The sequence below is a fragment of the Klebsiella sp. 141198 genome, from assembly GCF_050600785.1.
In the GTDB taxonomy this organism is placed as follows: Bacteria; Pseudomonadota; Gammaproteobacteria; order Enterobacterales; family Enterobacteriaceae; genus Klebsiella; species Klebsiella aerogenes.
Window position 1 is genome coordinate 474,276 of the sequence record NZ_JAQIRM010000004.1, and the last position, 19,983, is coordinate 494,258.

Here is a 19,983-nt window from a genome sequence, read left to right on the forward strand (position 1 = left end):
TTACCCTATTTCACCTGGTGCACCACATCAATGACGCTACCATCGCGATAGCGAATTATCCCCACCACGCGGTCGGTAAATTCGATAGGCTTTGGCTCGCCAGTCAGGGTGAGCGCGCGGGCATACAGCTCCGCCATCTCCAGTACCGGCAGACCGGCCGCCAGCAGACGCTCGCGAACTTCCGGGCGCGCCGGGTTCACTGCGATGCCGTGGTCGGTCACCAGCACATCAATGCTTTCGCCCGGCGTCACCATGGTAGTTACCCGCTTCACCACCGTCGGGATTCGGCTACGAATCAGCGGCGCCACGACAATCGTCAGGTTCGCTGCCGCCGCCACATCGCAGTGGCCGCCGGATGCGCCGCGCATCACCCCGTCGGAACCGGTGATGACGTTGACGTTAAAGTCGGTGTCGATTTCCAGCGCGCTGAGGATCACAATATCCAGCTGGTCGCAGCTGGCCGCTTTCGCCCCCGGATTGGCATACACATTAGTGGAGATTTCGATATGATTCGGGTTACGCGCAAGCGACGCCGCCGCCTGGCTGTCGAAGCACTGGGTGTCGAGCAATTTCTCAATTAACCCTTTTTCATGCAGATCGACCAGGCTGCCGGTAATGCCTCCCAGCGCGAAGCGGGCAACAATATTGTTGCGCTCCATCTTCTCTTCCATAAAGCGGGTGCAGGCGGTGGACGCCGCGCCGGAACCGGTCTGCATTGAGAAACCGTTATAGAAATAGCCGGAGTGCTCGATCACTTCCGCCGCGCGACGGGCGATCAGCAGCTCTCGCGGATTACTGGTGACGCGCGCCGCGCCGACGCTGATTTTCGCCGGGTCGCCAACGCTGTCCACTTTAACAATGTAATCAACCTGATCCTGTACCAGGCTCGCCGGCATGTTCGGGAACGGCACGAGTTCTTCCGTCAACAGCACCACATTACGCGCGAACTGCGCATCGACCATCGCGTAGCCGAGAGCGCCACAGCAAGCCTTACCCTGAGTCCCGTTGGCATTGCCGTATTCATCGCTGCAAGGTACGCCGAGGAACGCCACGTCGATTTTAATCTCACCATCCTGCAATAGCTTCACGCGACCCCCGTGCGAGTGGATCTGCACCGGCTCTTCCATCAGGCCATGGGAAATCGCCTCCGCCAGCTTGCCGCGCATACCGGAGGTCCAGATGCGGGTAATCACCCCGGACTGAATATGTTCAATCAGCGCGTCGTTGCAGGTCATCAGCGAGCTGGATGCCAGGGTCAGGTTTTTGAACCCCATTCGCGCCAGCAAAGCGACCACGTCATTGATCACCCTGTCGCCTTCGCGGAACGCGTGGTGGAAAGAGATGGTCATACCGTCTTTCAGGCCGCTGCGTTTTACGGCCTCTTCAAGATTGGCGCACAGCTTGCGGTGGTGTTTAGCGTCGTTATCCGACAGCCACGGCGTCATGGTATGCGCGCTGGTAAAAGGTTGTAGATGACGCAGGTGCGCGTATTTCTGGTGCAATTCTTCAGTTAACTTACTCATTACTTTTCCTCGCTGCGCACAATTAACGGCGAATGCCGGATTTCGCGCGTTCCAGAACGCGACGTGCATGGTCAATAATCGGGCCGTCAATCATTTTGCCGTTCAGCGATACCACGCCGAGGCCATTACGTTCGCCCTCTTCCGCTGCTTCTACCACGCGCAGCGCGTGGTCGACTTCTTTCTGCGTCGGGGCATAGGCGTTGTGCAACAAATCGATCTGGCGCGGGTTAATCAGCGATTTGCCGTTGAAACCCAGCTTGCGGATGTGATCGACTTCTTTCAGGAAACCTTCTTCGTCGTTAATGTCAGACCACACCACGTCGAAGGCGTCGATGCCCGCGACGCGCGCGGCATGCAGCACGGCACAACGGGCGTAGAACAGCTCGCTGCCATCACCGCGCTCGGTTTGCATATCCATCACATAGTCGAAGGCCGCCAGCGCAATACCGATCAGGCGCTTCGAGCAGCGGGCAATGGCAACGGCGTTAACCACGCCCAGCGCCGACTCAATCGCCGCCATCACGCGGGTAGAGCCCACTTCTCGACCACAGGCTTTTTCGATGCGTTCGATGTGTGCTTCCAGCTCGTAGATATCTTCCGGGGAATCCGTTTTCGGTAAACGGACAACATCCACGCCTGCGCGCACCACCGCCTCAAGATCCTGCAGGCCAAAGGGTGTATTCAGCGGATTAATACGAACGACGGTTTCGATATCCTGGTACATCGGGTGCTGGAGGGCATGAAATACCAGAACCCGCGCAGAATCTTTTTCACGCAGCGAGACCGCGTCTTCCAGATCGAACATGATCGAGTCCGGGCGGTAGATAAAGGCGTTTGACAGCATGGCGGCGTTAGCGCCCGGGAGGAACAACATACTGCGGCGAAGTTTGCTCATTACATTTTCTCCCAGTCAATGGCGGTGACATCGGCCGCACGCATCACCGCGCTTTGCAGCCGGGCGCGGATCACGCAGTCCAGCGCCCCTTTATCTTCAATCACGATCAAACCTTCGCGAACGTCCAGCTTCGCCAGCGTCTCCTCGACGACTTCACGAATACGTTCGCCAAACTGCTTAAACACTTCGCTACGGATAACAATATCCAGCTCGCCGTCAGCAGGGGCGATTTTCACCATCAGGTCGCTTGATTCGACCGTTCCGGATAACGCTTCCTTAACGATTTTCATAATTTATTTCCTGGTAAATTCATTAAAATCATGCCGTTGCGGCAAAATAATTATCTACTAAATGGTGGTAAGTGGTCTCCGGCACCATCTCACGAATCATCGCGAACTGGTGCTTATCCACCAGACGTCGCACTTCAGAAGCAGAGATTGGCGGACCATTACGGCGGGCTTTACGCGGCAACTCTTCCACCTGAACCGGCGGCAGCCGCGGGTTCGACGGCGCACTCAGGCAACGACGCATCGCCTCGTTATACTGGCGGGTGATCGGGCAAAATGGCTCGCTGCCGACGAAGCGATGGGTGATCCCCAACGCCGGCGCGATGTGCTGGCGGAAAATTTGCAAATCCAGCTCACACCACGCGGTCTCCACCAGCCCGCTGGCCTTCAGGAAGTAAGAGGGAAAGGTCGCACGCGAAATCACATACTCGCCGCCTTCGTGGACGGTGACGTTCTGCAGATGCGACACGCCTTCGCGGACCATCGCCAGCCGTTCGCGAAACGGGAAGAATGACGCTTCTTCGCGTACCACAAAGAGATGCAGCCAGTCGCAGCGTTTCGCCGCCTGTTCGGCCAGGTAGCGGTGTCCAAGGGTGAACGGATTGGCGTTCATCACCACGGCGCCGAGGGTGGCGCCTGGCTTACGCCGTTTGGTCAGCCCGGCACAGTACTGAGAGATACCGCGCGGGGTATTTTCCATCAGCAGCACGTTTTTCGTTTGCGACACCGGCCAGAAACCACACTGACGGAAACGTTCGCCGTTACAGGGGCGGGTGTAGAGGAACAGGTGAAAATGGCCCTTCTCCAGGGCCAGATTTTGTACCTCGCTGAGCAGACGCGCGCTGAGGTTCAGACCGCGCCAGCGGTCATCAATCGCCACGCATTTGATGACGTTAGCTACCAGACCTGCGCAACCTACCAACGCATCCCCTGCCCAGGCGGTGACAAAAAGCGTCACTCCGCTGTCCATAACCAAGTCATTTGCCGCCAGCAGCGCCTGAATCGCCGCCAGCCTGGCCGGCTGGCGGGAGACATCAACGGTCCGCAGGTCAATACATTGGCTATCAAACATTACCCGCGTCCTTATGCCACCTGATGGCAAACTGCTTCGGTATTCGCCACGCTCACTGGCGCATCGGCAATCACGTTGCTCAGGCGACCGATTTGCTCGATCTCCACTTCGATGCGATCGCCCGCCTGCATAAAGACCGGAGGGTTACGTTTTTTACCCACGCCGCCAGGGGAACCGGTGATGATCACATCACCTGCGCTTAATGCGGTAAACGTGCTGATATAAGCAATTAGCTCCGCCACGCGGTGGATCATGCTGCCAGTATTATCGTCCTGCATCAGCTTGCCGTTCAGCCAGGTACGGATGCCCAGCTGGTGCGGATCGGGGATAATATCGCTGGTGGTCATCCACGGGCCAAATGCGCCAGTCTGGCGACCATTTTTACCCGCGGTATACCAGGTGTGCTGCCAGTCGCGCGCCGAGCCATCCATATAGCAGCTGTAGCCCGCAACAAAATTCAGCGCCTGTTCTAACGGAATGTTTTCGCCGCTATGTCCGATGACAACGGCCAGTTCGCCTTCATAGTCGAACTCAGAAGAATAATGCGGCTTCAGTACCGGCTGGCGGTGCCCGGTTTGCGAATCCGCAAAACGCACAAACAGCGTCGGTGCTGGGTTAAGTTCGTTAAACTCTTTGCGTTTTTCGGCATAGTTCATGCCGACGCAAAGGATCTTACCCGGGGTCTCGATCACCGGTAAAAATTCAACCTGTTCCATGGCGACATCCGCTTTTTCATGCGCAAACGCACGAGCTTCTGTCACAGCATTCCCTGCCAGTAACGCCTTTAAATCACCGTAGCGTTGTCCCAAACGGCTTCCGAGATCGACAATTCCATCGTCGGTAACGATGCCGTAGCTGCGGACACCGTTGAGTAAATAACTAGCAAGTTTCATAACCAGACTTCTTCTTTAGCATTACAGAATAAATTTACTTAGCACCAGCAACGACAAAGCGACGTTGAGTGCCCCACCGATACGAATCGCAATTTGAGCGAAAGGCATCAGAGACATGCGCTCAGCTGCGGAGAGAATCGCCACTGCGCCGGTACCGCCCTGACCGCTCTGGCAGCAAGAGATCACCGCCACATCAATCGGATACATGCCCAACTTTTTGCCTACGAAAGAACCGGTCAGCACTAGCGCGCCAACGGTCGCAATAATGACCACCAGGTTAGAGATGGTGAACGCGCTCATCAGGTCCTGCCACGGCGTAATCGCGACGCCCACAGCGAACAGCACCGGATAGGTGACGGCGGTCTGGAAGAATTTATATACAACCTGCGAGCCTTCCAGCATCCGTGGAGAGACAGCATTGGCTATCTTCAACAGTACGGCGACAAACAGCATGCCAACCGGCGCGGGTAAACCGGTGTATTTCTGGATAAGCATCCCCAGCATATAGAGCAGTACGGCCAGCAGCGCGCCGGAAGCCAGCGTCGTGACGTCAACCTTACCGCTCATGGCGTTGGTCAGGCTGTTGCCCACATCGCTCTGGTGATCCGGCATCAGTTCGCCATTACCGGTCAGGTGTGGGAAGCGCTTGCCAAGTTGGTTCAGACAACCAGCCATCACCACCGCCGACAGACCGCCCAGCATAACGATTGGCAAGACCTTACCCAGCGCCACGCCCTGATCCATATGCAAAATGGTGGCATAGCCGATCGACAGCGGAATCGCGCCTTCCCCGACGCCGCCCGCCATAATAGGCAGAACCAGGAAGAAGAACGTGTGGAACGGCGACATCCCGAGCAGATAACCCATCGCCACGCCCACCACCATGCCAACCGCTTCGCCGCAAACCATAGGAAAGACGATACGGAAGAAGCCGCGAATTAGCGTAGTGCGGTTCATACTCATGATGCTGCCGACGATGATGCAGCAAATGTAGAGATAAAGAATGTTGGTGGATTTATAGAACTCGGTGGTGGATTTCACCACGATCTCCGGTAACCAACCGTAGTACACCAATGCAGAAGGAATAAAGGTTGCACAAATCGCCGCTGCGCCAATTTTTCCTAACCATGGCAATCTTTTACCAAATTCACCGCAGGCAAAACCAAAAAACGCCAGCGTTGCCACCATGACCACGATATCGGCCGGTAATTTACCGTTCAGGCAGTCGACCGCAATGAGTGCGCCAGCCAGAACAAACAATGGCAACGGCACAATACCAATTTTCCAGGTATCGAGTATTCGCCACCACTTATCCTTCAATGATTTTTGTGCTGTTTGTGGAACAGCCACAATATCTTCAACGCTCATAAAAGCCCCCCAATTTTGTTAGCTGGGCTAGATTATTCAACGTTAAGCATAGAAATATGTGACAGCTAGCATATTAGAACTAGAGTTTTAAAGGTGAGTATGGCGTTTAATGTTTTTTTATTTATTACGCAACAAAAAATCAACTCAAAATATAAACAATAAAAACAAACGTATCCAATTATGTTTGAGGCAACAATTATTTACTTTTATCAATCATAGCTATCGCCAAAAGCTAACCTTTAGGTGGACTTCTTCTATCCCCATGGTAGTATGTTAAAATTACCTTACAAAACATAAATCAGGTTATGAAATTTAACTTTCAGATTAGATTATTTATTAATCTGGCACTTCTTATCGCATCACTCTTTATTATTTTAGGCGTTTGGTTGTACATTGGCCTGACTCATCAACTATATAATCGGATATCTTACCGAGCAGAACACGAGGCTGAACAAATAGCCTCCATTCCTGATTTACAACAAGCCATTGAATCTCATAACATAAAAAAAATCGCCAGCATTATGGATACCATAGTGAAATTCAGCGATGCCAGTTTTATTGTTGTGGGCGACACCAGAGAAATACATCTTTATCACTCTGTGACCCCTGCTATTGTCGGGAAACAAATGATTGGTGGTGATAACGCATCAGTTTTAGCAGGCAAAAGTACGATCACCAAAAGGAAAGGGACTCTGGGGTTGTCACTCAGAAGTAAAGTTCCCGTATTTAATGCAAAAGGAAAAGTAATAGGCATCATCTCTGTCGGTTACCTACAGAGTTATCTGGATGAAATTACCCTTGGTCATATAGTCCATATTACTTTCGCTGTATTATTCATTATTGCTATTCTCTTTATTTTTTCCTGGCTTTTCACCCGTAGCATCAAACGTCAGATGTTTTCACTTGAACCCTGTGAAATTGGCATGTTGGTCCGCCAACAAAAAGCCATTCTTGAATCAATCTATGAAGGGGTCATTGTTATTGATACCCACAAAAGGGTTAAAATACTCAATCAAGCGGCCAAAAAATTACTGAATATTCAGCAAGCGAAAGCGACCATCCAAAAAAACCTCATGACCGATATCATACAGGACAGTGCGTTCCTCGATCCTCAGATAATGGAAAGCGATGATGCGTTTGATGAAATTGTTATTTTCAATCGCGTAACCATCGTCGCCAGTCGGGTCCGCGTTTATGTGGAAGGGAAATTGCAGGGATGGGTGATCACTTTTCGTGATCAAAATACAATAGACCGGCTCAGTGAGCAGTTAAGTCAGGTGAAACATTATGTCAACGACCTCCGGGTTATGCGCCATGAGCAGCTGAACCGTATCTCAACTATCTCTGGCTTACTGACCATGGGCCATTATGATGAAGCGCTGCATTACATCCAAACACAGTCTTCGCATATCCAATTAGTTTTGGATTTTCTGACGCAACGCTTCCAGTCACCTCTACTTTGCGGTCTATTACTCGGAAAATATTCCCGGGCGCAAGAGAAAGGCATCACATTAAATTTCGACCCTGGGTGTTTTATGCCGCAACAGAGTACCGTTTTCTCCGAATCTGAGCTTATCTCCATCGTCGGGAATCTACTGGACAATGCCATTGAAGCGACCCAAAAAGTGCCTCTTCCTCACCGGCCGATCGATGTGCTAGTTCAGCAAAATGAACGGGAGTTACTTATTGAAGTAGCAGATTACGGCATTGGTATTTCCTCGGAATTGAAATCAAGAATGTTCCAGCCTGGCGTGACCACCAAGCAAGATGACGATCACGGACTGGGGTTACATTTGATCTCCAGCTATGTCCTGCGTGCCAACGGACTCATTGAGGTTTCAGACAACGCTCCGCACGGAACCATTTTCTCATTATTCATTCCTTCGCCACTACCTTATCCTACAGATAAAGAAGAACCTGATTATGCAACCCGAAATTATTGATGTATTAATTATTGAGGATGAACCCCAACTGGCTCACTTCCATGCGGAAATACTCACCCGACACCCTTTATTACGGCTTGCGGGTATCGCTGCCAACCTGAAAGATGCACGTAAGTTTTTACGTGCATCATCGCCACGACTCATTCTACTCGATAATTATCTACCAGACGGTAAAGGTATTTCCTTACTCAACGATCCAGAACTAAAATCACTTCAGTGTGCGGTTATCTTTATCACTGCCGCCAGCGATATGGAGACCTGTAGTATGGCCATCCGTAACGGCGCATTTGATTATCTGCTTAAGCCAGTCTCATTAAAAAGACTGGAGCAGTCCTTAGTACGATATATTAAATTTTATGAACAGCAACGAATCTGGAAAGTTGTCGATCAGCAAGGAATTGATGAGCTGCTGTCCCTACAGGCGGTCAACACCACATTACCATCCAGTAATAAGGGTATTGAAGAAGCAACATGGCAGAAAATTTTATCAGTATTTAATGACGATAAAAGAAAAGCGTTAACCATTGACGATATTGTCACCGCTACCGGACTCAGCAAAACCACACTACGGCGTTATCTTGAACATTCTGTTAGCAGCAACATACTGAGCGTTGAGAGATCCTATGGCCAGCCGGGACAACCCCGCCGACTTTACCGATTTATTGACAACGATAACCTACAATCCCATTAAGAACCTGGCCCACCAGGCGTATTGAGCGCAGCCAGTTTGTTACCCGGCTTGCGCTGCGCTGAGCCGGGCTACCAAAAACGGGTAGCCCGAGCTCTATCGTTACCCCAGAATTTCCCGCACTACCGGGCCTATCGCTTCAAAGGCCTGCGGCGAGATAATCTCGACGTGAGCGCAGTTCTGGCTGAACACCTCCAGCTCGCCAACCCACGGCCCCCATGCGACCTGCGGATCCATCCCTTTCTGGCGCGTTTTCTCCGCCACAAATAGCGTTGCTTTACCGTCAAACTTTGCGCTGTGCGCGGTCGTCAACAGGCGCACCGCATCGGCGTAGTTACCTTCGATCGCGCTGAACAGCTCGCCGGAAGCCTGCCCCTGCTGAGCGGCGAGAAACGCTTCGCGCTCGCGGGCGATTTCCGCCAGTACTTCGGGATCCAGGCCGTTCGCCTCTTTCTCCGCCCAGTTTTGCGTCTCCGGCGGCCAGGTATCGAGCAGGCCGAGGAACGCCACCTCTTCGCCGCGCTGACGTAAACGGGCGGCAATCCCCTGCGCCAGCGTTCCGCCGAGCGAATAACCAAACAGATAGTAAGGCCCATGCGGCTGCTGCGCTAAAAGCGTGCGCAGATGGTGCTCGCAGACTTCGTCGAGGTTGGCGGCGGAGGCCATCGGCCCCGTCGGACGCGGCGACTGAATACCGGTAATCGACCAGCGCGGGCTAAGATAACGCGCCAGCACGCTGAACTGCCAGGCAAAACCGGAGGCTGGATGGAAGCAGAACAGCGTCGGACCGTCGCTCTCACGCAGCGGCAACAGCGCATCGAAGCCCAGGCGCTGCGCCTGCTCGTCGCTCAGGTCGGAAGCCAGCAGCGCGCTCAGCTTGCCGACCGTCGAAGCAACCATCACCTGCCCCGGCGTCACCTGCCGCGCCAGCTCGCGGCTAAGCTGCGCCGCCAGACGCATCGCCAGCAGCGAATGGCCGCCGAGGGCGAAGAAATCGGCCTCGATATCATTTACCTCGCAGCCCAGCAGTTGGCTGAACGCCGCGGCAACGGCCATTTCGGTAGCCGATTGCGGCGGGCGACCGCTGCGCTCGCTGCTTAAGGAGGGGAGCGGTAGCGCTTTACGATCCAGCTTACCGTTGGCGCTGAGCGGGAAAGATTCCAGTTGGATCAACACCACCGGCACCATGTGCGGCGGCAGCTGTTCGCTAAGACGGGCCTTCAGCGCCGCCACGTCCAGCGGCTGGCCGGACTCGCTCACCAGATAACCGACGAGCTGGCGGGCATCGCCGCCGGTGGCCGCCGCCTGATTGAAGACGCAGGCGTGGCACACCGCCTGCGCGACGTCCGGCAGCGCCGCCATCACCCGGTCGATCTCGCCAAGCTCAATGCGCTGGCCGCGAATTTTCAACTGATCGTCGCTGCGGCCAAGATACTCTACCGCCCCGTTATCCAGCCAGCGCGCCACATCGCCGGTGCGGTACATGCGCTCGCCGGGGGCAAACGGGTCGGCAATAAAGCGGCTGGCGGTGAGATCCGGGCGGCCCATATACCCCTGCGCCAGCTGAATGCCCGTGAGGTACAAATCACCCGCCACGCCCGGCGGCACCGGGCGCATGGCGGCATCAAGAATACGTAATCCGGTGTTCCATACCGGCCAGCCGATAGGCACGCTGTTGCCGGTTACCGCCGCCAGCTCTGGCCCGCAGGCGGGATACCAACTGACGTCCACCGCCGCTTCCGTCGGCCCGTACAGGTTATGCAATGGCGCGCCGGTTAAACGCTCCCATTCGCGACACAGTTCCGTCGGCAGCGCTTCGCCGCTACAGAAAACGCGTTTTAGCGTCCGGCAGGATGACACATTATCGCTATCCAGCGAGGCGACAAACGCCGCCAGCATCGACGGAACAAAGTGGGTGGTGGTCACGCCGTACTGCGCGAAGAACCGCTGCATCGCCAGCGGATCGCGATGCGCCTCCGGCGCCGCCATCACCAGCTGGGCGCCGGTCATAAACGGCCACCAGAATTCCCATACCGAGACATCAAAGCTGCACGGCGTCTTCTGCGCCACCACATCGGCGGCGGTTAACGGATAGTGATTTTGCATCCACAACAGGCGGTTCACGATGGCGGTCTGGCCGACCATCACCCCTTTCGGCCGTCCGGTGGAACCGGAAGTGAAGATGATATACGCGGTATGTTCCGGTTTTGACAGCGCCAGCGGCGTATCATCTTCAGCAGCCAGCGGCTGCTGATAACACAAGCTGGTCAGTCCCGGAATATCGCTAAACCGGGCCAGTTGATCGTCAGAGGTAATCAGCAGCGATGGCTGCGCATCCTCCAGCATCATCCGCAGACGGTCATCCGGGTAGCCGGTATCCAGCGGCAGCCAGGCGGCGCCGGCTTCGACGATACCGTGCAGCGCCAGCGTCAGGAAGACCGAACGCGGTAAGGCAACCGCCACACTATCCCCCGGCTTCACGCCGCGTTGCCGCAGCAGGTTGGCCAGCGCCACCACCTGCTGGCGCATTTCGCGGTAGCTAAAGCGCCAGTTGGCATCCGCCAGCGCCGGGGCATCCGGCGTTTTCCGCGCCTGTTCCGCCACCAGCGCGCTGAGGGTGGTGGTCGGCAGCGGCATCGCGGTATTGTTGATCAATGCCAGCTGCGCGCCTTCTTCCGCCGACAGCATCTCCGCTTCGCCGCAGCGCAGCGCCGGATTGGCGGCAAACTGCGCCAGTAACGATGTCAGACGCAATACGTGACGGTTCAGCGTCGCCTCATCGTAGCGTGCTTTGTTGGCGAGGATCTCCAGCGACAGGCCGCCGCGTTCGTCCGGGAACAGTGCCAGCTCGAGGTCATTCACCGGGCCGGTGGCGAGGGTATGCGTCTGCGCCTGCACGCCGTCGATATCCAACTGGTAATCAAAGACTTTGATGTTCAGCACCGGGCCGAACAGCGGTTCGTCGCCCGCCGCTTTGCCGCTATCGCGGACAATTTGCTCAGCATCGTAGCGCTGATGGCGGCGCATTTTTTTCAGCTGCCCGGAGAGACGCGTCGCCAGCTGCGCCAGCGTCTCCTGCGCGTCGATATTCACCGCCAGCGGCAGTACGTTGAGTACCGGGCCGGTAGCGGTCAGCGCCGCCGATCCCATGCGGCGCATAAAGATAAAGCCCGCCGCGTAATCCATGCGGCCGCACAACCGTCCCAGCCACAACGTCGTCAGCGCCAGCGCCAGATCGGCGCGCTGGCACTGCGGCGCGCTGGCGGCGATCTGGCTGAAAACAGCCGGATCGGCCTCCAGTTTCAGGCGCCAGATATCACTGCTGGTCGCCCGCCCGGCCAGCGGCGCGTCAGATAGCGAAGCCGGAGACGGCAACGCCTGACGCTGCGCCTGCCAGAAGGCTTTATCGCGCTGCCACGCCTCGCTGCCGTAGTAGCGCTGATACTCTTCCACTACCTCGGCGAACGGGGTAAACGGTGAATCCGGCGTCTCTTCCCCGCGTTGCCAGGCGCGATAAATCGCGGCGATCTGGCGGGTAATGGCCGGGAAGCTAAAGCCATCAACCAGCAAATGGTGATAGCGCTGATACCAGTACCAGCAATCGTCGCCAACGCGCATGAGCTGATGGCAGACCAGCGGATTACCGCTATCGACACGCAGATTCTGCCCGAGATCGCTTTGCATCAGGGCCAGCGCGGCCATGTGCGGATCGGCCTGCTGGCGCAGGTCGACGTTTTGCGGCTCGGCAAACTCGCGCGCGTCATCAACCCACTGCCACGCTTCGCCGTTATCTTCGCAAAAGCGCATGCTCAGGGTATCGGCCTGCTTAAGCCCGGCGACGATCGCCTTGCTCAACAGCGCCGGATCGAGATTGCCGCGCAGTTCAACATAGTGGGCAACGCTCCAGGCGCCGGGTAGCGTAGAGAGGCGTTCAGCCATCCAAATCCCCGGCTGCGCCGCAACCAGCGGTAAACGTGTACTCATCGAAAGCTCCTCAAGAGGCGTAGTGCGCTGGAATAAGGGTTGACCAGTTGGCGGCAAGCCAGGCGTTACAGGCCTCTAATGACTGCGGCGGACACTCCACCGTCCAGCCTGTCGGCAGCGTGCAGTGATGCGGCCACAGGCTAAATTGCCCCTGTGCGTTGCGCAGAATGTAAAACTGCCCTTGGGGATTATCGAAGGGGTTGCTGAATTGCATCTCTCACTCCTCGTTAAGCGCGTGTTGTTGCCCGCGGCGCAAAGACTGCCACAGCTGGATAAGCCCGGACGTCAGCCCGCCGCGCCAGCATAGCGCGTCATGCCCGCCGTCAACCTGGCGCCAGAAAATGGACGGCGTGGTCTGCCGCAGCTGCGCGAAAAGCGCCTGGTTGGCGCGAAAAATAATCGGTTCGCGCACGCCGGCTTCCAGCCAGATACGCAGCCCCTGCGGCCGAAGTTCGCCGCGCTGCAGTTGTTCAAGTATCACCCCCGGCTGGCTACTGCCGCGCTGCGGCCACCAGTACGACCCCGACTGGCTCAGGACGCAGCCAAAACGCTGCGGCCAGTGGAGCGCGGCATACATGGCCGCCAGACCGCCAAAGCTCTGCCCCGCCACTACCGTCCGGTCGGCGCGATCGCTGAATGGCGCCACTGCCTGCACCTGCGGCAGCAGTTCTTCCTGTACCGCCAGCCAGAAATCACGGTTGCAGGGCAGCTCGACGCTGCGGTGTTGATTGTCGATAACGTCGATCAGCACATAGACCGCCGGCGGCAGGCGGCCTTCCCGCGTCAGTCCCGCCAGCGGCGCAAAAATCGGCATGCTTTCGGCCCAGAACTGGCCGTCAAGCAGGACCGCCAGCGGGCGATCCGTCCCACTGCCGGTGGTGTAAATCCACACTCGTCGTTGGTTACCTAATCGCTGGCTGCGCCATTCAATACAGCGCGGCGCTGGCGAAACCGGCTCGCGATAATGCCAACCCGGCTGTTCCGGCGCCTGCGGCAGTTCCAGCGCCGAGACCGCGTGGCCGCGTCCCCCCTTCCAGCTTTGCGGATTGCGGGGATCGGCAATCGCCCGCGGCAGCAGTTTGCGCCAGCCTTCGCGCAGCAGCGCGCGGTCCGGCGCTTCACCGTTAAAAAGCTGCGGGGAAAAATCGTCGTCGCGTTCGGAGGGAATAAAACAGTAGCTGCCGCGCCAGCTGGCGGGGAGCGTGGTTTGCCAGCGCCAGGCATCGGTACCGGGGATGCGCTGCAGGGTTTGCGGCGCCGCGTTGTGGTGATGATCGGTGACGCCGGTAATGTAAATCCACACCCGCCGAATCGGCGACGTGGTTTCGCTGCCCGCCGGATCGCGCCACCAGAAGGTCACCCGATATGCGTCGCCCAGCGCCTCAGTCTGCGGGCCGGCGATCCCCCGCCACCAGTCATCACTTCCCGTTATTTGCATTCCGTCAGTAACCCTATGTTTACCGTGATTTTTATCAACAAAGGCAATATTTATTGATAATATTATTGATAACTATTTGCATTTGCAATAGCGTATTAACGCGCCTATGGGTAGCGCGTCTTCTCATTACATTAAATCAAGGTCAGAGAGGGTCTTTTCAGAGCGTTTGGCTCGGTCGGCTACGGAAAGCGTTCACCTTCTACTGGCTACATTTATGCCGTCTCCCCTCCCGGTGGGAAGGGGCTTCTGGGGAAAGCGGCAAAGAAAAGCGGAACTGACTTACAATGAATAACAGGATTAAGTCCCTGGCCTTAATGGTCAATCTGGGTATCTACGGGGTGGCATTCCCGCTGTGCGCGGCAGAAGAAACCACCGACAGTAAACAAACCGCCGGTGAAGAAACGATGGTAGTCACCGCCGAGGTGCAAAACCTGCAGGCGCCGGGCGTTTCTACCATTACCGCCGATGAAATTCGCAAACGTCCGCCGGCGCGCGACGTCTCTGAAATCATCCGTACCATGCCGGGCGTCAACCTGACCGGCAACTCCACCAGCGGCCAGCGCGGCAACAATCGCCAGATTGATATTCGCGGTATGGGCCCGGAAAACACTTTAATCCTGATTGATGGTAAGCCCGTGACCAGCCGTAACTCTGTTCGTCTCGGCTGGCGCGGCGAACGCGACACCCGCGGTGATACCAGCTGGGTACCGCCGGAAATGATCGAACGTATTGACGTTATCCGCGGCCCGGCGGCGGCGCGCTACGGCAATGGCGCGGCGGGCGGCGTGGTCAACATCATTACGAAAAAATTCGACAACCAGTGGCATGGTTCGTGGAACGCCTACATGAACATGCCGGAGCATAAAGACGAAGGCGCGACCAAGCGTACCGACTTTAGCCTCAGCGGCCCGCTGGGCGGCGATTTCAGCTTCCGCATGTACGGTAACCTCGATAAAACCCAGGCTGATGCCTGGGATATCAACCAGGGCCATCAGTCTGAACGTACCGGCATTTACGCCGATACCCTGCCCGCCGGGCGTGAAGGGGTAGAAAACAAAAACATCAACGGCGTGGTGCGCTGGGATTTCGCGCCGATGCAGTCGCTGGAGTTTGAAGCCGGCTATAGCCGCCAGGGCAACCTGTATGCCGGTGATACGCAAAACACCAACAGCAACGATCTGGTGAAAGAGAACTACGGTAAAGAGACCAACCGTCTCTATCGCAATACTTACTCCGTGACCTGGAACGGCGGCTGGGATAACGGCGTGACCACCAGCAACTGGGCGCAGTACGAACACACCCGCAACTCGCGTAAAGGCGAAGGTCTGGCGGGCGGCACCGAGGGGATCTTCAGCAGCAACCAGTTTACCGATATCGACCTGTCGGACGTGATGCTGCACAGCGAAGTCAATATTCCGTTCGACCTGTGGGTTAACCAGAACCTGACGCTGGGTAGTGAATGGAACCAGCAGCGCATGAAGGACAACGCCTCCAATACTCAGGCTCTGTCTGGCGGCGAAATTCCGGGCTATGACAGCACCGGCCGCAGCCCGTATTCGAAAGCGGAAATCTTCTCCCTGTTCGCCGAGAACAACATGGAAGTGACCGATACCACCATGCTGACGCCGGCGCTGCGTTTCGATCACCACAGTATTGTCGGTAATAACTGGAGCCCGTCGTTGAACCTGTCGCAGGGTCTGGGCGACGACTTTACCCTGAAAATGGGTATCGCCCGCGCCTATAAAGCGCCGAGCCTGTATCAGACCAACCCCAACTATATTCTCTACAGTAAAGGTCAGGGCTGCTACGCCAGCCAAGAGGGCTGCTACCTGCAAGGGAATAAAGATTTAAAAGCCGAGACCAGCATCAACAAAGAGATCGGCCTCGAGTTCAAACGCGACGGCTGGCTGGCGGGAGTTACCTGGTTCCGTAACGATTACCGTAACAAGATTGAAGCGGGCTACGCCCCGGTTTATCAAAATGCTAATCGCACCGACCTGTACCAATGGGAAAACGTGCCGAAAGCGGTAGTTGAAGGGCTGGAAGGCACGTTGAACGTGCCGGTCAGCGAGACGGTGAACTGGACCAACAACATCACCTACATGCTGCAGAGTAAGAACAAAGAGACCGGCGATCGCCTGTCGATTATTCCGGAATACACGCTGAACTCGACGCTGAGCTGGCAGGTTTATCAGGACGTTTCTGTGCAATCGACCTTCACCTGGTACGGCAAGCAGGAACCGAAGAAGTACAACTACAAAGGCCAGCCAGTCACCGGCAGCGAGAAGAACGAGGTCAGCCCGTATAGCATTCTCGGCCTGAGCGCGACCTGGGACGTGACCAAAAACGTCAGCCTGACCGGCGGCGTGGATAACGTCTTCGACAAGCGCCACTGGCGCGCGGGTAACGCCCAAACCACCGGCGGCGACAAAGGGAGTATGTACGGCGCTGGCGCGGAGACCTATAACGAATCCGGCCGTACCTGGTATATGAGCGTCAACACCCACTTCTGATAATATTAGTGTCTGACGCCCTCCCCGCCGGGAGGGCGTTTTTTTCAACACTGCGCTATTTTCTGTACCCGCGCGACAATCGACGCCGCATCAAAACCGTGATACTGACGCAACCAGCCGCGATCGGCGGCCGCCGCATACTCGCCATCCGGGATCCCCAGACGCTGCAAGGCAATCCCTGTCCCCGCTTCCGCCAGCACTTCGGCGACCAGGCTCCCCAGCCCGCCGTTGACGTTATGTTCTTCGACGGTAATAACTGAACGGCATGACTGCAGCGCCGCCAGCAGCGCCGTGGTATCGCAGGGACGAATCGACGGCACGCTGACCACTTTCGCCTCAATGCCGAGGTCGGCAAGCTGCTGCGCCGCCTCCACCGCTTCGTGCACCGTTGAACCGGTCGCTACCAGCGCCACCGCTTCGCCTTCGCGCAGGGTCAGTACCGCGCCGGGCACAAAACGGTACGCGTCGTCATGCAACTCCGGCAGCGCCTTGCCGTCAAGGCGGATATAAACCGGCCCCTGATACGCCAGGGCGTAGTCGATAATCTGCCGACATTCGCGCGGCGTGGAGGGGGCGAAAATCTGGATATTGCCGAAACCGCGCATTATCGCCAAATCATCTATGGCATGGTGGGTACTGGCCAGTGGGCCATAGCTGGCCCCGGCGTTAAGGCCAAACAGCTTGACGTTGGTGTTGTTGTAGCAGACATCGACTTTAATCTGCTCGTTAGCGCGGGAGACAAGGAACGGCGCGGCGTTACAGGTCACCGCCACTTTACCGCCGAGCGCCAGCCCCGCGGCGGTGCCGACCATGCTCTGCTCGGCGATACCGACGTTAACCAGCCGTCCGGGGAACTGCTTAATAAAAGGAGCGATCTTGGCCGTTGAGGTGGAGTCCGCGACCACCGGCACCAGATCGACGCCCTTTTCCACCGCGGCGATAAACGCCTCGACCATCACGTTCGCCAGGTGTTCTGCATTACTCATCTTTCAGTTCCTCCAGCGCCAGTGCGATTTCCTCGCCTTTCGGCACCCGGTGATGCCACTCCGGGCGCCCCTGGATAAAGGAGATGCCCGCGCCCTTCGTGGTGTTGGCAATAATGACGTTAGGTTTACCGTTCTGCTGCAGCCCTTCGATAGCCGCGACCACCGAGGCCATATCGTTACCCTCGCATTCGCTGACCTCCATGCCGAAGGCGCGCCATTTATCGGCCAGCGGATCGGTATTCATAATTTCGCGGGTTGGCCCAGCCAGCTGAAGATTGTTCTTATCATTAATAATGACCAGGTTATCGAGACCATAATGGGCCGCCGCCAGCGCCGCCTCCCAGTTACTGCCTTCCGCCAGTTCGCCGTCGCCGGTGATTAAAAAGATGCGGCGGGAGCTATTGCTTTTCTTTGCGGCCAGCGCCAGCCCCACCGCAACGGGCAAACCGTGGCCCAGCGCGCCGGTGTTTAGCTCAATGCCCGGCGTTTTCTGCCGCACCGGATGGCCGGGAAGGTGCGAGTTCGCGTGCTGGTAGGTCTCCAGCCATTCGATCGGGAAGAAACCCGCTTCCGCCAGTACGCAGTAGTAGCAGCCCACCGCATGGCCTTTCGACTGGATATAGATATCGCGCTGCGGGTCGTCAAGACGATCGGGCGCCGCATTGAGCACACGGAAGTAGAGCGCGGTTAACAGCTCGACCTGCGACAGGTCGGCCCCGGTGTGCCCGCCCGCCGGACTATTGGCGTTTAAGCGGACAATGTGGCGGCGCACGGCGCGCGCTTTGCGCTCAAGCGTCTGGACATCAAATCTGTAGGGATTCATTTAATACCTCTGAATTTATTTTCAATATGGAATATTTATTCCGTCAGGGACTAAAAAAACCAGATATCCCCATGCCGGTGGTTAGCCTTCCACCACAGCGCCGTACTCAGGAACATTCTGCCTCCCGCTCCAGGCGAAGCCCGGATAAACTCGTTGACTCAAAGCCACCTTGAATATATATTCAATGATGATTCTTTATTCGATTATGACCTGGCTGTTTTGTTTTTGTCCATAGTCGATTTTGATGAGTGGCAAAAATTTGACCACCATCACACTTAAGTGTGATTTTTTTTCGCGTATGATAAAAGTCACTACGATAATGGCTGCAGCTAAACGCCTGAAGAAAGGCGATAAATGATTTTCGAGGATAAATATGGCTAAGCAGGATGAACAACGGCTATTGGTGAAGATTGCCACGCTTTACTATCTGGAAGGACGAAAGCAGTCTGATATCGCCCAACTTCTCTCGCTATCTCAGTCATTTGTCTCTCGCGCGATTACCCGCTGCCAAAAAGAGGGCGTCGTGAAAATCAGCGTCGTGCAGCCATCGAATATTTTCCTCAATCTTGAAAAGGGGCTTGAGGATCGCTACGGGCTTAAACAGGCGGTGGTGGTCGATACCGAAGAAGAGGCCAGCGACCATACCATCAAGCGGGCGATAGGTTCGGCCGCCGCGCACTACCTGGAAACCCGCCTGCGGCCAAAAGATCTGATTGGCGTCTCTTCATGGAGCTCGACCATCCGCGCGATGGTTGATGAGGTCCACGCGCAAAATCTGAAGGCCAGCGGCGTCATCCAGCTGCTTGGCGGCGTCGGGCCCAACGGCAACGTGCAGGCGACGATCCTCACCCAGACGCTGGCCCAGCGTCTTAACTGCGATGCCTGGCTGCTGCCGTCGCAGAGCATCGAAGGTTCCATGGAAGAGCGCAACCGCCTGCTGGCCAGTAAAGATGTCGCCGACGTGGTTTCCCGCTTTGACGAGGTCGATATCGCCATTGTCGGCATTGGAATTCTCGAACCTTCCCAGTTGCTGAAAACGTCGGGTAACTATTATCACGAAGATATGCTGCAGGTGCTGGCGGCGCGCGGCGCGGTTGGCGATATCTGCCTGCACTACTATGACAAATACGGCCAGCCGGTGTTGCGTGATGATGAAGATCCGGTGATCGGCATGGCGCTGGAGAAAGTCAAAAAATGCCCGAACGTGGTCGCGCTGGCCGGCGGCACCGACAAAGTCGCGGCAATTAAAGGCGCGCTTACCGGCGGCTATATCGACGTTTTAATCACCGATTACCCCACCGCCAGACTACTGGTTAGCGACTAACCCACCGCAGTTTCCCGCCTCGACAATCCCTGAGGCTGTTTTTTCAGCCACAGGGATTGCAAAATAAATAATTATAATTCAATAAATTAAGCCATCCCCCTCCCCGTCTTCGCGGCATATTCCCAATCTGTGAAATGTGATTGCCAGCACAATTGATGATTTTTCAGGTAGCCCATCACCGGGTTTGTGGCTTAAGGTATCAAATAAATAATCACTATCGAATATATATTCAGTGATGAAAAAGTG

15 protein-coding genes are annotated in these 19,983 nt (G+C 56.2%); 4 read left to right on the forward strand and 11 right to left on the reverse strand.

Annotation, left to right across the window (positions count from 1 at the left end):
• Positions 1-5: 5 nt before the first annotated feature.
• The 6 genes from citF to PGR10_RS16220 are packed head-to-tail and all read right to left on the reverse strand — an operon-like array spanning position 6 to position 6,038.
• The gene (citF, locus tag PGR10_RS16195) at positions 6-1,523 is read right to left on the reverse strand and encodes a citrate lyase subunit alpha (protein ID WP_430917107.1); all 1,518 of its coding nucleotides are present in this window, start codon (positions 1,521-1,523) and stop codon (positions 6-8) included.
• A 22-nt stretch (positions 1,524-1,545) separates the two neighbouring features.
• Positions 1,546-2,418 (reverse strand): citrate (pro-3S)-lyase subunit beta, encoded by an 873-nt coding sequence (gene citE, locus PGR10_RS16200; protein WP_113373827.1) that lies wholly within the window; start codon positions 2,416-2,418, stop codon positions 1,546-1,548.
• Entirely contained in the window at positions 2,418-2,708 is a 291-nt protein-coding gene (gene citD, locus PGR10_RS16205) for a citrate lyase acyl carrier protein (protein WP_113373826.1), read from the reverse strand. Before citD ends, citE begins: the two co-directional genes overlap by 1 nt.
• 28 nt (positions 2,709-2,736) lie before the next feature.
• Positions 2,737-3,777 carry a [citrate (pro-3S)-lyase] ligase gene (gene citC, locus PGR10_RS16210; protein ID WP_430923774.1) on the reverse strand — a complete coding sequence of 347 codons (1,041 nt, stop codon included), beginning with the start codon at positions 3,775-3,777 and terminating at the stop codon, positions 2,737-2,739.
• A gap of 11 nt (positions 3,778-3,788) precedes the next feature.
• Complete coding sequence (locus PGR10_RS16215) at positions 3,789-4,670, reverse strand: fumarylacetoacetate hydrolase family protein (RefSeq protein WP_430923775.1); 882 nt, start codon at positions 4,668-4,670, stop codon at positions 3,789-3,791.
• Between the two features lie 21 nt (positions 4,671-4,691).
• Positions 4,692-6,038 (reverse strand): 2-hydroxycarboxylate transporter family protein, encoded by a 1,347-nt coding sequence (locus tag PGR10_RS16220; RefSeq protein ID WP_113373823.1) that lies wholly within the window; start codon positions 6,036-6,038, stop codon positions 4,692-4,694.
• 305 nt (positions 6,039-6,343) lie between these two features.
• Between PGR10_RS16220 and PGR10_RS16225 the strand changes: the two genes are divergently transcribed.
• On the forward strand, positions 6,344-7,981 hold the full coding sequence (locus PGR10_RS16225; RefSeq protein ID WP_430923776.1) for an ATP-binding protein: 1,638 nt from the start codon (positions 6,344-6,346) through the stop codon (positions 7,979-7,981).
• On the forward strand, positions 7,962-8,672 hold the full coding sequence (locus PGR10_RS16230; protein WP_113373821.1) for a response regulator: 711 nt from the start codon (positions 7,962-7,964) through the stop codon (positions 8,670-8,672). The genes PGR10_RS16225 and PGR10_RS16230 overlap by 20 nt, the downstream gene beginning before the upstream one ends.
• Before the next feature lie 99 nt (positions 8,673-8,771).
• Here PGR10_RS16230 and entF read toward each other — a convergent pair whose 3' ends face one another.
• The 3 genes from entF to fes are packed head-to-tail and all read right to left on the reverse strand — an operon-like array spanning position 8,772 to position 14,139.
• Positions 8,772-12,653, reverse strand: coding sequence for an enterobactin non-ribosomal peptide synthetase EntF (gene entF / locus PGR10_RS16235; protein WP_430923777.1), 3,882 nt, complete (start codon positions 12,651-12,653; stop codon positions 8,772-8,774).
• A 10-nt stretch (positions 12,654-12,663) separates the two neighbouring features.
• Positions 12,664-12,867 (reverse strand): MbtH family protein, encoded by a 204-nt coding sequence (locus PGR10_RS16240; RefSeq protein WP_430923778.1) that lies wholly within the window; start codon positions 12,865-12,867, stop codon positions 12,664-12,666.
• Between the two features lie 3 nt (positions 12,868-12,870).
• On the reverse strand, positions 12,871-14,139 hold the full coding sequence (fes, locus tag PGR10_RS16245) for an enterochelin esterase (protein WP_430923863.1): 1,269 nt from the start codon (positions 14,137-14,139) through the stop codon (positions 12,871-12,873).
• A 236-nt stretch (positions 14,140-14,375) separates the two neighbouring features.
• On the opposite strand from fes, the gene fepA reads away from it, so the two are divergent.
• Positions 14,376-16,604: a siderophore enterobactin receptor FepA gene (gene fepA / locus PGR10_RS16250; protein WP_058676001.1), complete on the forward strand. Its 2,229-nt coding sequence runs from the start codon at positions 14,376-14,378 to the stop codon at positions 16,602-16,604.
• A 44-nt stretch (positions 16,605-16,648) separates the two neighbouring features.
• Here the strand turns inward: fepA and PGR10_RS16255 are convergent, their stop codons facing one another.
• Together PGR10_RS16255 and PGR10_RS16260 are read right to left on the reverse strand one after the other, a co-directional pair.
• The gene (locus PGR10_RS16255) at positions 16,649-17,590 is read right to left on the reverse strand and encodes a transketolase family protein (RefSeq protein WP_430923779.1); all 942 of its coding nucleotides are present in this window, start codon (positions 17,588-17,590) and stop codon (positions 16,649-16,651) included.
• Positions 17,583-18,413, reverse strand: a complete 831-nt coding sequence (locus tag PGR10_RS16260) for a transketolase (RefSeq protein WP_087860274.1) — start codon at positions 18,411-18,413, stop codon at positions 17,583-17,585. The genes PGR10_RS16255 and PGR10_RS16260 overlap by 8 nt, the downstream gene beginning before the upstream one ends.
• Positions 18,414-18,786: 373 nt before the next feature.
• Between PGR10_RS16260 and PGR10_RS16265 the strand changes: the two genes are divergently transcribed.
• Positions 18,787-19,737 carry a sugar-binding transcriptional regulator gene (locus PGR10_RS16265; protein WP_087860276.1) on the forward strand — a complete coding sequence of 317 codons (951 nt, stop codon included), beginning with the start codon at positions 18,787-18,789 and terminating at the stop codon, positions 19,735-19,737.
• The last annotated feature ends 246 nt before the right edge of the window (positions 19,738-19,983 follow it).

What these genes read in the sequence shown, in the direction of transcription:
- entF (WP_430923777.1), bottom strand. Translation starts at nt 12,653, where the DNA reads ATGAGTACACGTTTACCGCTGGTTGCGGCGCAGCCGGGGATTTGGATG.
- PGR10_RS16255 (WP_430923779.1), bottom strand. Translation starts at nt 17,590, where the DNA reads ATGAGTAATGCAGAACACCTGGCGAACGTGATGGTCGAGGCGTTTATC.
- fepA (WP_058676001.1), top strand. Translation starts at nt 14,376, where the DNA reads ATGAATAACAGGATTAAGTCCCTGGCCTTAATGGTCAATCTGGGTATC.
- PGR10_RS16260 (WP_087860274.1), bottom strand. Translation starts at nt 18,413, where the DNA reads ATGAATCCCTACAGATTTGATGTCCAGACGCTTGAGCGCAAAGCGCGC.
- PGR10_RS16225 (WP_430923776.1), top strand. Translation starts at nt 6,344, where the DNA reads ATGAAATTTAACTTTCAGATTAGATTATTTATTAATCTGGCACTTCTT.
- PGR10_RS16265 (WP_087860276.1), top strand. Translation starts at nt 18,787, where the DNA reads ATGGCTAAGCAGGATGAACAACGGCTATTGGTGAAGATTGCCACGCTT.
- PGR10_RS16240 (WP_430923778.1), bottom strand. Translation starts at nt 12,867, where the DNA reads ATGCAATTCAGCAACCCCTTCGATAATCCCCAAGGGCAGTTTTACATT.
- citE (WP_113373827.1), bottom strand. Translation starts at nt 2,418, where the DNA reads ATGAGCAAACTTCGCCGCAGTATGTTGTTCCTCCCGGGCGCTAACGCC.
- citF (WP_430917107.1), bottom strand. Translation starts at nt 1,523, where the DNA reads ATGAGTAAGTTAACTGAAGAATTGCACCAGAAATACGCGCACCTGCGT.
- PGR10_RS16215 (WP_430923775.1), bottom strand. Translation starts at nt 4,670, where the DNA reads ATGAAACTTGCTAGTTATTTACTCAACGGTGTCCGCAGCTACGGCATC.
- PGR10_RS16220 (WP_113373823.1), bottom strand. Translation starts at nt 6,038, where the DNA reads ATGAGCGTTGAAGATATTGTGGCTGTTCCACAAACAGCACAAAAATCA.
- citD (WP_113373826.1), bottom strand. Translation starts at nt 2,708, where the DNA reads ATGAAAATCGTTAAGGAAGCGTTATCCGGAACGGTCGAATCAAGCGAC.
- PGR10_RS16230 (WP_113373821.1), top strand. Translation starts at nt 7,962, where the DNA reads ATGCAACCCGAAATTATTGATGTATTAATTATTGAGGATGAACCCCAA.
- citC (WP_430923774.1), bottom strand. Translation starts at nt 3,777, where the DNA reads ATGTTTGATAGCCAATGTATTGACCTGCGGACCGTTGATGTCTCCCGC.